The organism is Alkalibaculum sporogenes (genome assembly GCF_009362815.1).
GTDB lineage: Bacteria > Bacillota > Clostridia > Eubacteriales > Alkalibacteraceae > Alkalibaculum_A > Alkalibaculum_A sporogenes.
In genome coordinates this window covers 1-14,214 of the sequence record NZ_WHNX01000023.1, presented here as the reverse complement: position 1 = coordinate 14,214, position 14,214 = coordinate 1, and the positions used below count along the sequence as shown (strand labels likewise).

Below are 14,214 nucleotides of genomic sequence, written 5' to 3'. Positions count from 1 at the left end.
AATACTCTCGTCGTAGGTTGCGGACTTCTCGCTCCTTTCAGTCGCTACAAGTCTAGCCAACCCTGACCGGGGCGATACCATTCAATTTTTCTTACCTTTCACACAAGATAAATTGGGTATTGCTCCCCCTTCAAGATTTCAAGAAAAAAAATATAAGTTGGAAATTAGGTGCCTACAAAAGCCTGATTAGTTCTACTAATATCCAGAAGGTGATGAAGAAAGTCCCCACTGAATAAAATTTCACTTTATTGCTACTAAAATCTATTTAATTATTGTTATCCTTATTATGTTATATTTATATAATGACCATTACAAATTGGAGGGATTCTTTATGTATGAAAATGATTATATTCTGAGGATGACTAGACAGATGGCAGAAATAATTGCTGCACTTGTTTTAAATAAGGATATTAAAAACTACGATCTTTGCCATGAAATAACAAATACAGCTCTTATTGAAAATTTTGGTATTAGTAAAAGTTTGCTGCTAAGATTACCTGTTAGTTCTATAAAAGAATTAGTTGGAAACGAAGCTACCTCAAAAGCTGTATTTTTTATTGCCAAGTTACTCGCTTATGAGGGAGATATTTTTGAAAAAGAAGGAAATAAAATTCAAGCAGAAAAGCACTACAAAAAATCTCAAGAATTATTTGATTCCATAGACATTGATCCAACAGACCTAGGTTAGTTTTTACTATTCGAACAACAGATTGGCTCGCAGAATTAATTTCATTTTACGTGCTTGCACGAGAAAAGGAAATGAATTCTATGAGCAAGTGCCAACGACCGAAACTGCGAAGCAGTTGAGGTGAAATCTGCAGCAGATTGGCTCGCAGAATTAATTTATTTTTACGTGCTTGCACGAGAAAAGGAAATGAATTCTATGAGCAAGTGCCAACGACCGAAACTGCGAAGCAGTTGAGGTGAAACCTGCAGCAGATTGGCTCGCAGAATTAATTTATTTTTACGTGCTTGCACGAGAAAAGGAAATGAATTCTATGAACAAGTGCCAACGACCGAAACCCCCAAGGGGTTGAGGTGAAATCTGCAGCAGATTGGCTCGCAGGTAGATGCAGGATTGAAGATTTTATCTCACTTCTCACTTCTCACTTCCAACATCTCACATCTCACCTCCCACTTCTCACTTCTCAAGGGAGCAAGTGCCAACGACCGAAACCCCCAAGGGGTTGAGGTGAAATCTGCGTAGGATAAAGTAGACTGCTAAATATTACAACCATAATTTATGATATAATACATATAGAACATATAGAAAGGAAGTCTACATGAGTAAAAAATTAATAATCGCAGAAAAGCCATCTGTGGCACGTGATATTGCTAGAGTAATTAAATGCACTAAAAAAGGTGACGGAATTATAGAGGGAAGTGACTATATTATTACGTGGGCCTTAGGTCATTTAGTTGAACTAGCACCTCCAGAAAATTACGATGAAAAATATAAATCTTGGAATATGATTGATTTACCTATTATTCCATCCCAATTAAAATTAGAAGTAATAAAAAAAACTACTAAACAGTACCATACTGTAAAGAAACAATTAAATCGAAATGATGTATCTGAAATAGTAATTGCTACTGATGCAGGTCGTGAAGGCGAACTTGTTGCAAGATGGATACTTGAGAAAGCTCACAATAAAAAGCCTATTAAACGTCTATGGATATCTTCTGTAACTGATAAAGCCATTCAAGAAGGTTTCAAACAATTGAAAGACGGCAAAAACTACGATAATTTATATAGTTCTGCTTTAGCAAGAGCAACGTCTGATTGGATTGTAGGTATTAATGCTACTAGGGCTCTGACATGTAAATACAATGCTCAACTATCTTGTGGTAGAGTACACACTCCTACGTTAAACTTAATAGCAGATCGAGAAAATGAAATAAAGTATTTTACTCCGAAAGTTTACAAGGAATTAAAACTTGTAGCAAATGGAATTTCATTTTTGTGGAAAGATCAAAAAACTAGTGAAAGTAGGATTTTTAACGAGAATTCCATTCAGACTCTAGTTGAGAAATGCAAGAAATCTACTCAAGCTAAAGTAGTTCTTGTAGATAAGAAAGAGAAATCACTTTACCCTCCACAATTATACGATCTAACAGAACTACAACGAGATGCGAATAGATTATTTGATTTTTCTGCAAAGGAAACTCTATCTATCGCTCAAAGACTATACGAAAACCATAAAATTTTGACTTATCCAAGAACTGATTCTAAATATATATCCTCCGATATCGTAGGAACCCTTAAAGATCGTTTAGCTGCAATAAATTCTGGTGAATATCAGCACTTAGTGAAAAAAATAAGAACAATTAAATCTCAAAAACATTTTGTTGATAATAGTAAAGTTTCAGATCATCATGCCCTTATTCCTACTGAACAAAAGGTATCCATTGGAATATTATCAGATAGCGAGAGGAAGATCTTTGACTTAGTTGTTAAAAGATTTTTATCTGTGTTATATCCACCCTACAAATATGAACAAACAACTATAAAAGTTGAAGTATCAAAGGAAATATTCACAGCATCTGGAAAACATCCTATAGACCTTGGTTGGAAGGAAATTTATTTAAGAGATAATGCACACGATGAAAATATGGAAGTACTAATACCAAATTTAAAAAACGATCAGTTTTTAAACATAAATGAATTAAATGCAGTCGAAGGCAAAACATCTCCTCCCTCTTTATTCAACGAGGGGACTCTGTTATCGGCAATGGAAAACCCATCGAAATATATGAGCAAAAAAGATAATAAACTAGCCAAGATTTTAGGAGAAAGCAGTGGATTAGGTACTGTAGCAACCCGGGCAGATATCATAGAAAAACTATTTAATAAATTTTACGTTGAAAAACGAGGCAAAGATATAATTACCACTAGTAAAGGAAGGCAACTACTAGAGCTTGTCCCAGAAGACTTAAAAGCTCCTGACCTTACTGCAACATGGGAACAAAAATTAGACGCTATAAAAACTGGAAAACTAAAAAAAGACAGTTTCATAGACGAAATTAAAGTTTACACGAAAGAAATCATCGAAGAAATACAAACAGACGACGGAAAATTTGTACATGATAATATTAGTGGAGAAAAATGCTCGAAATGTGGTAAACACATGCTACAAGAAAAAGACAAAGTCGGTTTAGTACTAGTATGCGTAGATAGAGAATGTGGTAATAGAAAACGCTTATCAAAAGTAACAAATGCAAGATGTCCTAATTGCAAGAAGAAATTAACTATGGTAGGTGAAGGAGAAGGACAGATCTTTACATGTACCTGCGGACATAGAGAAAAGTTGTCTTCCTTTAACCAACGAAAGAGCAAAGAAAATAAAAGCATCTCAAAAAAAGAGGCTCAAAAATATCTGAAAAAGAACAACGATGAATCGGAGGTAAATTCAGCACTAGCAGATGCTCTATCAAAGCTGAAACTTTGATATACAGAATATAGAAGTATAATTAATTAAAATATGGTTCGCTGTAGGCAGCGACCACTACGGGGTGTTTTCATCTGGATGTTTTATGGTCGCCGTGGGCTGCGACAACTACGAGGTGTTTTCATCTGGGATGTTGTTTTGGTCGCCGTGGGCTGCGACCACTACGGGGTGTTTTCACCGGGGGTGTTGTTTTGGTCGCCGTGGGTTGCGGCCACTACGGGGTGTTTTCACCTGGGATGTTGTTTTGGTCGCCGTAGGCTGCGACCACTACGTTTTTTTCATATAGTATATTGTTGCTGTAGGTATGGGTCGGCCCTCAGCGACCCGCTTACTAAAAATCATATTCGACCGCCTACTGAAAACATGGGCAATATGCTTCATCAACGCAAATCATTAAGTCCTCTTGTTTCTCCATCATATGTTAAGATTGCTCCATATAAATCAGGGCGACGGTCTCTGAATATTCCCCATTCTATTCTTTGTTCTGATATAGCATCTAGGTCAAATCTTTCGACTAATATTGTCTCCTGAGTTCTTCCTGCCTCTGCTATTTTTTCACCTAATTGATTTGTGATAAAAGAAGATCCATAAAATTCAATTTTTGAATCATTATTTAATTCTATTCCAATGCGATTAGACGCTACTACTGGCATTAGATTACATGCTGCATGTCCTATCATACATCGTTGCCAATGTTCTTTAGAATCTACATCAGGTTGTTCTGGTTCAGAACCTATTGCAGTGGGATAAAAGAGTATTTCTGCTCCCTTCAGTGCCATTACTCTGGCAGCTTCCGGATACCATTGGTCCCAACATACTCCTACTCCAATTTTAGCATATTTCGTATCCCAAACTTTAAATCCTGTATCTCCAGGATTAAAGTAGTATTTTTCTTCATAACCAGGTCCATCGGGAATATGACTTTTTCTATATACTCCCATGACTATGCCATCTGCATCTATAACTGCTAGGGAATTATATCTAGCATTGTTTTTTTTCTCATAAAAACTTATAGGCAGGACAACTTTTAATTCTTTAGCAACATCTTTAAAGTGATTAATCGCTTTGTTTTCTTCCACTTCTGTAGCATAATTGTAATACTCAGGTTTTTCAATCTGACAAAAATATGGAGTTTCAAAGAGTTCCTGAATTAATATAATTTGAGCTCCTTTGGATGCTGCTAATCTCACTAATTTATCTGCTCTTGCTATATTTTCTTCTATATTAGATGAACAGCCCATTTGAGTAGCTGCTACACTTACATTCCTCATAATTATCCTCCTCTTGAAGTCAAGTACCAATTATCAGTACTTTAAATGCTTTTTTTACACTATTTTCGGTAATCTATTGAAAATGTTCGTAATTCTATAATTACCATACTTAATAAACTTCCTCAATAATTTAGCTTCATTAAAAATATGAAAATACAACCTCTTTCTACTGGCGTCGTTACTCCTAACTTCTTCGCTCTATCTTATCATGAGTGAGTGCCGCCATACTCGTAAATATTTTTATCACTTGTCAAACACGTGGCATTTGCTGAGTAATACAGTGAACATTTCCACCTTCTTTTATTAAGGACATACTATATACTTTTTCAATTGTTCTATCTGGGAATACTCGTTGTAGGATCGCCTCTGCTTGTTTATCTGTTTCTTCAGCATCTCCACCAAAAATTGGTAATATAAGACTCTTATTAATAAAATAAAAATTTATATAACTTAGAGTTAGTCTAATATCCTTGTAAAATCTGATTGGGGGCTGTGGAATTTCAATTATTTCTAGCTTTCTGCCCTTTGCGTCAGTACTATTCTTTAAAATTTCAAGACATTCCTTAGTTATTTCATAATTGGGATCTTGTACATCTTGGCAAGTTTGAATTAAGACAAGACCTGGTCTTGCAAAACACGCGATATTATCAATATGTCCATCTGTCTCATCTCCGAATAATCCTCTCTTAAGCCAAATAATCTTAGAAATATTTAGATTTTTTTTAACATGTTCTTCTATTTCACCTCTTGTTAAATCAGGATTTCTATTGGGATTTAAGAGACATTCTTCTGTAGTTATTAAAGTTCCTTCACCGTCAACGTGAATTGACCCACCTTCTAATACAATAGGTACATTAATTCTTGGTACATTATAATGTTCTAAAATTTTTGGTGCAACAGCATCGTCTAGATCATACGGCAAGTATTTTTCACCCCACGCGTTAAATTTCCAATTTACTCCCTTAATCCTTTTATCATTAGCAACTACAAAAGTAGGTCCATTATCTCTTATCCATGCATCATTATGAGAAACTACTAGTGTTTCTACACTTTTACCGCAGAATCTTTGCGCTTCAATTTGAGTTTCTTCATTTACTATCATTGTAACAGGCTCATAACTAGCAATTTTCCTTGCAACCTCGCTATACCCTGTACAAAGATCCAAGTAATTTTCAGACCATACCATAGCCTCTTTAACAGGCCATTCTATAAAAGTCCTCTCATGTTCTTCCCATTCAGCAGGCATAAAAAAATCCTTATTATCATTCATGATACTTTCACTTCCCCGTATATGTCCTTCGTCATTTACTTTTCTCCATAGATATTTTTTTGCTAAATCGATAAGCTGTGATCTTTCATTCTCAGTCTCGTTAGAAATCACTTTATCCAATAAATAATCAAGAATGTCTCCTACTAACTTACTAGGAGGTACTCCTATTGCTAATAGATCCTCACCTTTTAATGCAAGATCTTTTATAGAGTAACAATCTTCTTCTAGTAAAATTTTATCCACCGTCAAGATCATTTGTTCTATTTTGTCAATTACACTAAATTCATTGGTATTACCGTAAGATTCATTCGCTTTTCTTAATTGTAGTATGTCTTTTAACGCTTCAGGAGTTAATATATTCATGAACCTCTTAATATAATATTCATTAACTTCTATCTCTAGGTTGTAGTATTTCACAAGTGTGTATACCCTTTGAATAGTATCTTTATCAATACGTAGTTTTATCAGTATTTGTTTTGCTTCTTTTGCAATATCTTCCTGACTCAACTTACTCACTGATGCATGATAAGGTATTATATTGTTTAGTAGCATTGCAAGGCGTAAGTGTAAAATACCAGGAGTATTTACAATACTCTTAACAGTTGGTCGAAACTTCTTATCATAGTTATAGTGTTGCGATGATTCTATAAAAGGCAATAAATTGGGAATAATGAACTCAATTATATCAAAAAAATCAATAAGTATTTTGCCAATATATTCTCCACAAATCATTTTTGAGAATTCAGATGTAATGCGTTCTATTGAAATATTGTTAAGTAATTCTTTGCGATCATGAATACTTTTAGATGCCTGAACTTCTATACTAAACCCTAAAGTAGATGAAAAACGCAAAGCTCTTAAGATACGTAAAGCATCCTCTTCAAATCTTTTATCTGGATCTCCTACACAGCGAATGATCTTATTTTCTATATCTACTTGTCCATTAAATAGATCAACTATGCCACTCTCTTCATTGTATGCAATGGCATTCATAGTAAAATCTCTTCTCTTTAAATCGTCTTTTATCTTTTGAGTAAATAAAATTTTGTCAGGGCGACGATTGTCTGAATATATGCCTTCAATTCTATAAGTAGTAATCTCAACTGGTATATCTTCCATAATTACAGTTATAGTACCATGTACTATTCCAGTTTGAAGTACGCGATATTCTTTAAAAATGTCCATGATTATAGTAGGTCTTGCATTTGTAGTTATATCATAGTCATGAGTATCAACACCAATCAGGGCATCTCTAATACATCCACCTACAACAAAAGATTCATAACCCCTCTTATGTATGATTTTAAGTGCCTCCCTAATCTGATTAGGTAAATCAATTTTCATAGAATCCTCCGCTCCTGAAAACGAGCCATTAGACCTTGAGATTTAATTTTCACTTAGGTCTAAGACTCTTCTTGCAATTTGATTAATCACACTTTTTTTTAAACATCGTTATTCTCTATAGATTGCTTTTTAGCATTTTTATTGTGATTTTGTGCTTCAGCCGTTATTGGTGTCTGGCCTTTGCTCTTTTTTTTCCTTACTTCTTTTTTATCTGGTTGACTATCTTTGGTCATACTAACATCTCCTTATAAAAATTTGATATTAGTCTAACCTCGAAAGTACATTTCATTCGCTTAGTTTAACTGTTAAGTTTAAGTTTCTTATTTTGAGATTTTTCTAATTATTACTTACCGAGTCTTAATTCCTATCCCTTTTCTGAATATAATCAGCGAAGTAATAAACGCAACAGATAGAAATATTAACGCCATTATCCCATGAACCCATATATTCCCTTCATAAATTCCTAAATATGCATACCTAGTTATATTTACTAAGGGATATATTGGATTAATCAAACCTATGTACGATAATATTCCCGGTAGTTTTGACACCTCAAAAAATACGCCTCCTAAATAAGATAAAGGAGTTATAACAATAGCTAGTGCAAAATTCATCTTTTCGAAATTATCAAGTATAAGTCCACATACAAGTCCCACAGATGCAAAAATAAAGGAAGTAACACAAATAGAAAAAAAGAATAATATTGGATTGCTTATTTGACTTCCTACAAATGGAATCGTAGCAGTATAAGTTAATATGCCAACTAAAAAACCTCTAAATGTACCTCCAAGTATGAATGCTAAAGATTTTTCAACATCAGATATAGGATAACTATTTAAGTCTTGAATAGTACTTTGAAACTTCTGAGCTATTAATGAAAATGCTGGATTTTGAAATGCTGCCATTAGTGCTCCCATTGTAGTCAAACCTGGAACTAAGAAATTTAAAAAACTTACCCCATCAATTCCAACTTCTCTAGTTTGAAGCATAGCGCCGAAAATTGCTAAATACAGTATATTTGATAATAATGGTGCTAAAATTGTTTGTATAGAAACCTTAGTGAATCTATGAATCTCTCGAGTTAAAAGGGTCATAAATCCATATCTATTGTAAAATGCTTTCATCGTACCTCCTAATGCCTAATTAACTTTAAATATATGTCTTCAAGTTTAGGTTTATCTACATTTATATCTACAAATTTTAATCCTCTTTCGCTTACGAGCCTTAGTACCTTTGATAAATCACTTTTATTTACCTTTATTTGCAGTTCTCTATTCTCTTTAATAATTGGGCTATATTCTTCTAGAAACTCAATATCACTACTATTTATATCATAATCAAACTCAAACTTAATACGGGTATTTTCCGAAAATAATCCCATTAATTTTTCCTTCGGTTGATCTTCAATAATTTTCCCGTCGTCAATAACTATAATTCGCTTACATAGTTTTTCAGCTTCTTCAATATAGTGTGTAGTTAGAATAATAGTAGTACCTTCTCCATGTAATTTATTGAGAAATCCGTACATGGATCTTCGTAACTCTATATCTACTCCAGCAGTCGGCTCATCTAATATTAAAATTTTAGGTTTATGAACTAAGGCTTTTGCAATGAGCAAACGTCTTTTCATTCCTCCTGAAAGTTCTCTTGCCGTTACTTTGCGTTTATCCTTTAAAGATAATTCTTCAAGTAAGTCGTCAATATAATTTTTATTATTTTTAATACCAAAATAACCAGATTGCTTCTTAAGCATCTCTTCAATTGTAAAAACATAATCATGTCCAACTTCTTGAGGTACAATCCCTATAATCCTTTTTGTTTCTAGGGAGTTGTTATCTAAATCATATCCTCCAATAGTAACTATTCCTTTAGTCTTTTGTACATTGCCTGCAAGTATATTAATCAAAGTTGTCTTTCCTGCACCATTTTGCCCCAACAACGCAGTGAATTCGCCTTTACCTATATCTAAATTAATATTTTTAAGAGCTTCTTTATTCCCTTTTTTATAAGTTTTTGAAACATTATCTATTTTAAGCATAATTCCTCCATTGTAATTTGTTCTATAGTTTAGTAATCAGTAGCAAGCTCTAAACTAATCTATGGTAATTAAAATCCCAATAAATCTAATATCTTCTTTTCGACATGCCTATTTTTACCTCGGTAAGGATAGTTATGCATATGCAGAGCTGGATTGAAATTAAGTTCTATAATAGAGTAATTATCTTTACTTGGTTCAGTATTATAATCTTCTATTATAATATCAATTCCACAGATCTTAGCCCCAATAATAGATGTAGCTTTTAAAGCTATCTCTTTGTACCCAACGTGTATCTCATCTGTATAATCTAAACTATCACCACCTGTACTCACATTTGAATTTTCACGTAGATAGATAATTTTATTATTAGATGGTATCGTACTAGTATCCATATTCTGTTTTTGAAGATGGGCTATTTCAACTTTTCCAAGTTCAATCTTCTCTAAAGGTGTTTTATAACCTTTACCACGAAGTGGGCTTTGGTTTTTTATAAATACTAACTCTTCTATAGTATGCAGTCCATCTCCTATAACATTGGCAGGTATACGATGCAACACAGCTACTACTTCATTATTTATTATTAGAAATCTATACTCTTTACCCTTTATAAAATGTTCTATTAGTACAGTAGAATCAAACTTTAGAGCCTCAATTACAGAGCTTCTATATTCAGTAATACTACTACTTTTATCTAGAATAAAAACACCTTTACCAAAATTAGTCGTATTTGGTTTTATTACGATGTTCATATTTTCAAATGAAGGATAAATTTCAATAGCTTGGCTCAAAGAATTTACCTCAATACCTTTTGGCACACTCATTGAATGCTCACTTAACAATAACTTTGTCAACTGTTTATTTTCCATTATTAATGGGATAATATAAGGATCTGCTGAAGTTTTTGTTGCTTGCTGGATATACTCAGTTTTATCACCTTTTCTTAAACGTATAAAATTCTCTTTTTCGTCTAGAATTTCAACTGCGACACCACGATTTAAAGCTTCCTCAATTACTATTTGTGTAGAGAGTTCTAATGATTCATATTTATTTTCCATTATTAACCTCGTAAAGTTATTTTATTTTAATAATACTAAATTCTCCAAACATTTGCTAGCTATTTATAAAACAATGTAAAGTAATCACATTGCATCTGAAAATATCTAAACTAATGAAAGAAAAACTTTATGACTTTACTTTGTATCGTATAGTTTTGATATCAGCAATATAGTTGGACTTTTTATATAAAAAAAAGATCTGAAGATTATTCCTCAGATCTTTATAATTCGTAAGAATTATAGGCTAGTAATGTTTTCAGCTTGTGGGCCTTTAGCGCCTTCAACTACGTCGAAAGAAACTTTTTCGCCTTCTACTAAAGTTTTGAAACCGTCTTTTTGAATTTGTGAATAATGTGCAAACACATCTTTACCTTCGTCTGAAGTGATAAAACCAAATCCTTTGTCTGAGTTAAACCATTTTACTGTACCGTTCATACTATCTTACCTCCGAAAATATAATTCCTTTTATCACTTGTAAAAAAAAATTCATCCATTAGAACCAAAATCTATAAGTAGTGCTGATATTAAAAGTAGTTAATTCTAAATTCATTTATAATAATTCTTTTACTAATAATGCAAGGTAAGCTTAGTATACACCAAATTTTAAATTTTATCAAACTTTATTTTTAAAAAATAAAAAAACCTCAGCTTAGCAACACATGTTGCTAAGCTGAGCACAGTTATCGATTATTTGTTTTCTGCCTTACCTAATGCTTCCTTAACTAGTACTGTAAAGTGCTCAGTTGACTGTGTAGCACCAGATACTCCGTCAATAGCAGAAATATCTTGTTTTGCTAAAAGCTGTGCTTCCAGTTCAGGTATAAAAACATCTGGAGTAGTACCTGTTGCTTCCATTGATGCAGCATAAGCCTCGTCTTCAGACTTCATAATACCCTCAGCATTCTCATAATCAAAGTTTACACTAGTAATTTGTTTTTCACTAATCTCTAATTCAACAAAGTGCTTCCAACCATAAGTATCTGCTTCACCTTCAGCTGTGTATGTACCATCTGTAGCATCTGCTGCAGTATCGGGACCTTCTGGCACTACTGGCGTATTAACCTCTGGAGTTTCAGGGGTTTTTGCAGTTGCATCTTCGTCTTTTGCTCCACATCCACTTACAAGGGTTAATATTAATAGACCTGCTAAAATTAATACTAAAATCTTTTTCACTTAAAATCCACCTCTTTTTTATTTGTAATTGTCAAATTTTACTTAACAAAAATATTATACATCTACTAAAACTATTCGTCAAATGCAAAAACTAATTTGAATCTTTATAGAAGATCAAACCGGACAATATAACTAGTATGGATATAACTAGATATATTCCAATACTTGGATTTGTAATTCCTCCATACACAATGATTAAAGAACCTATAATCGCGAGAGATGGAATAAAGAATCTCTTCCAAATGTTCAAGTCCTTAAAGTTTCTCATATACCAAATATACAAAAATATGTATAGTCCATAGATAAGTACTATGGGTATCTCGTCTATCCCCACATATCTACCAAACCAATTATTTATACTTCCATACCATAGCGTTAAGTATATAATAGACAAAATAAATGCATATATTACTGAATATGTTGGCATCTCAGTCTTTTTGTTGACTTTAGCTAATAATTTTGGCATAGGTCCCTGACCTCTAATAGCAAGTGAAAAAGGCATTCTTATACATGCTATTGTCAATCCATTTAATGTGCCTAAACATGATATAGCCACAAAAACAGAGAGTACAACACCTGCTACACCTCCAAAGAGATTATTTGCAGCAATGTTTACTGCATTATCTCCTTGTTCAATTATTGTTGTTGTACTAAGCGCACCAGCAATTCCAAGAAAATAAGTTACATACACTACAAATACTATAATAGCACCTATAGCTAAGGCCTTCGGCAAATTCTTTCTTGCATCTTTTATTTCATTATTTATTGTTACAGCAGATATCCAACCATCGTATGCAAAGGCTGTTGCAACAACTGCTGACGCTAATGAACCAACACCACTTCCTACTGTCTGTGAAGCAGTAGTGAAGTTTTCAATAAGTATGCCATTTCTTATCCCAAAAACACTCCCTACAATTGCAATCAAACCCAATGGAATTAACTTAACAATAGTAGTAGCTACTTGAAATTTACCTGCTAAGATAGGCGTGTAATAATTAAGTATATACGCCATAACTAAATATATAAAAGCTAGTATCCATGTAACTGGAGAATTATCTGGTTGCGCTACACCAAAAATTACTAAAGTATACAAAGAGCTAATCCAGGCTAATATAGCAGAAAGTGGTGAATAGTATATTGTCCCATTAAACCATCCCATTAAGTAACCAAATCTTTTGCCATATGCTGTTTCGTAATAGTCTACTAGTCCATTTGCCTTCTCTATCCGCTGAGCAAATTCAGCAATAACTAAAGCTCCAAAAACCATTGCTATGGCGCCAATTACCCATGCTAGTAAAGCTAATATTAAATTTCCATCAGTTAATGTAAGCACGTCGTCTGCCTTAAAAAACACACCCGATCCTATTACAACACCCACAACCATAGCAATAGATGTCCATAATCCATATTTCTTCTCTAGTGTTTGCAATATTCTCTTCCTTTCATTTGGTCATACTTGCGAGGTAAAATTTTTGTAGTTATACCATTTCACCATAATCTCGCATCTAACCCTTTAGTCTGTTTTACTAAATAATAGCTTAAAATATTATATCAGATATACTAATTGTTGAATAGCAAGTTTAATATCCATTATTTTCTATAAAAATAGTAATAAAGTTTCACTTACTCCTACAACTTTATTTGTGATCGTGGAAATTACTGTTATAATTAACATAATAGTTTTTTAATATACGAATCAGAAAGGACTCAAATAATATGGATAAAAAAATTGGTTTTATTGGTTGTGGAAATATGGCAAAAGCGATGATTGGTGGTCTTATAAAGAAAGATTTTATACACAGTTCAAGTATTTATGCTTCAAATCCATCTTTAGAAAGTTTAGATGAAGTGAAATCATCTTTTGGTGTTCATATTACACAAAATAATCTTGTGATTGCAAAAGAATGCGATATTATTTTTCTTTCAGTTAAACCTTATATGTACGAAAAAATCATTGCACAGATTAAAGATGAAATAAAAGAAAATGTAGTAATAGTAATGATTGCTGCTGGGCAGAAAATTAATCAAAATGAAAAACGTTTTAATCGAAAAATAAAAATAGCAAGAGCTATGCCTAATACTCCCGCTTTCGTGGGTGAGGCTATGACAGCTATATGTCTTAATGATATGATAACTAATGAAGAAAAAAATGAATTGAAAACAATTTTTGAATGTTTTGGAAAATTAGAATTTATAGAAGAAAAGTTAATGGATGTAGTAACTGGTGTAAGTGGTTCTTCCCCTGCCTATGCATATATGTTTATAGAAGCATTAGCAGATGCCGCCGTTCTACATGGCATGCCGAGGAAACAAGCATATATTTTTGCTTCTCAATCAGTTTTAGGTGCCGCTAAAATGGTACTTGAGACTAATATGCACCCTGGCGAATTAAAAGATGCCGTTTGCTCTCCAGGTGGAACAACTATCGAAGCAGTGGCAAGCCTTGAATCAAGTGGGTTTCGTCATGCCGTAATAGAGGCAGTTAGTACTTGTGTGGAAAAAAGCAAAATTCTTTAAGGTAGTGTAATAAATTTTGTGTCTATGGTAAAAAATAACTCTTTAATGGCAAGAATTTAGATATGAATTCAAACCAGTAAGGAGTTTTTTAATATGG

12 protein-coding genes are annotated in these 14,214 nt (G+C 33.1%); 3 read left to right on the top strand and 9 right to left on the bottom strand.

Features of this window, described 5'->3' with window-relative positions; all coding sequences use genetic code 11:
- Nucleotides 1-331 precede the first annotated feature (331 nt).
- Together GC105_RS12710 and GC105_RS12705 are read left to right on the top strand one after the other, a co-directional pair.
- Complete coding sequence (locus GC105_RS12710) at nucleotides 332-688, top strand: DUF6483 family protein (protein ID WP_152805362.1); 357 nt, start codon at nucleotides 332-334, stop codon at nucleotides 686-688.
- A gap of 595 nt (nucleotides 689-1,283) precedes the next feature.
- Nucleotides 1,284-3,449 (top strand): DNA topoisomerase III, encoded by a 2,166-nt coding sequence (locus GC105_RS12705; RefSeq protein WP_152805360.1) that lies wholly within the window; start codon nucleotides 1,284-1,286, stop codon nucleotides 3,447-3,449.
- 380 nt (nucleotides 3,450-3,829) lie between these two features.
- Here the strand turns inward: GC105_RS12705 and aguB are convergent, their stop codons facing one another.
- The 9 genes from aguB to GC105_RS12665 form a co-directional block, all read right to left on the bottom strand.
- Nucleotides 3,830-4,720, bottom strand: coding sequence for an N-carbamoylputrescine amidase (gene aguB / locus GC105_RS12700; protein ID WP_152805358.1), 891 nt, complete (start codon nucleotides 4,718-4,720; stop codon nucleotides 3,830-3,832).
- Nucleotides 4,721-4,970: 250 nt separating this feature from the next.
- Nucleotides 4,971-7,334, bottom strand: coding sequence for a CCA tRNA nucleotidyltransferase (locus GC105_RS17605; protein WP_152805355.1), 2,364 nt, complete (start codon nucleotides 7,332-7,334; stop codon nucleotides 4,971-4,973).
- Between the two features lie 98 nt (nucleotides 7,335-7,432).
- Nucleotides 7,433-7,567 (bottom strand): hypothetical protein, encoded by a 135-nt coding sequence (locus GC105_RS17505; protein ID WP_281350127.1) that lies wholly within the window; start codon nucleotides 7,565-7,567, stop codon nucleotides 7,433-7,435.
- A gap of 114 nt (nucleotides 7,568-7,681) precedes the next feature.
- On the bottom strand, nucleotides 7,682-8,458 hold the full coding sequence (locus GC105_RS12690) for an ABC transporter permease (protein ID WP_152805353.1): 777 nt from the start codon (nucleotides 8,456-8,458) through the stop codon (nucleotides 7,682-7,684).
- 8 nt (nucleotides 8,459-8,466) lie between these two features.
- The gene (locus GC105_RS12685) at nucleotides 8,467-9,372 is read right to left on the bottom strand and encodes an ABC transporter ATP-binding protein (RefSeq protein ID WP_152805351.1); all 906 of its coding nucleotides are present in this window, start codon (nucleotides 9,370-9,372) and stop codon (nucleotides 8,467-8,469) included.
- Between the two features lie 68 nt (nucleotides 9,373-9,440).
- Nucleotides 9,441-10,427: a bifunctional glutamate--cysteine ligase GshA/glutathione synthetase GshB gene (gene gshAB / locus GC105_RS12680; RefSeq protein ID WP_152805349.1), complete on the bottom strand. Its 987-nt coding sequence runs from the start codon at nucleotides 10,425-10,427 to the stop codon at nucleotides 9,441-9,443.
- A gap of 237 nt (nucleotides 10,428-10,664) precedes the next feature.
- A complete protein-coding gene (locus GC105_RS12675; RefSeq protein WP_152805347.1) occupies nucleotides 10,665-10,862 on the bottom strand; it encodes a cold-shock protein in 198 nt (65 codons plus the stop codon).
- A gap of 252 nt (nucleotides 10,863-11,114) precedes the next feature.
- Nucleotides 11,115-11,600 carry an FMN-binding protein gene (locus tag GC105_RS17600; RefSeq protein WP_152805345.1) on the bottom strand — a complete coding sequence of 162 codons (486 nt, stop codon included), beginning with the start codon at nucleotides 11,598-11,600 and terminating at the stop codon, nucleotides 11,115-11,117.
- Between the two features lie 91 nt (nucleotides 11,601-11,691).
- The gene (locus tag GC105_RS12665; protein ID WP_246169836.1) at nucleotides 11,692-13,029 is read right to left on the bottom strand and encodes an APC family permease; all 1,338 of its coding nucleotides are present in this window, start codon (nucleotides 13,027-13,029) and stop codon (nucleotides 11,692-11,694) included.
- A gap of 287 nt (nucleotides 13,030-13,316) precedes the next feature.
- Between GC105_RS12665 and proC the strand changes: the two genes are divergently transcribed.
- Nucleotides 13,317-14,117, top strand: coding sequence for a pyrroline-5-carboxylate reductase (gene proC / locus GC105_RS12660; protein WP_152805343.1), 801 nt, complete (start codon nucleotides 13,317-13,319; stop codon nucleotides 14,115-14,117).
- Nucleotides 14,118-14,214 lie beyond the last annotated feature (97 nt).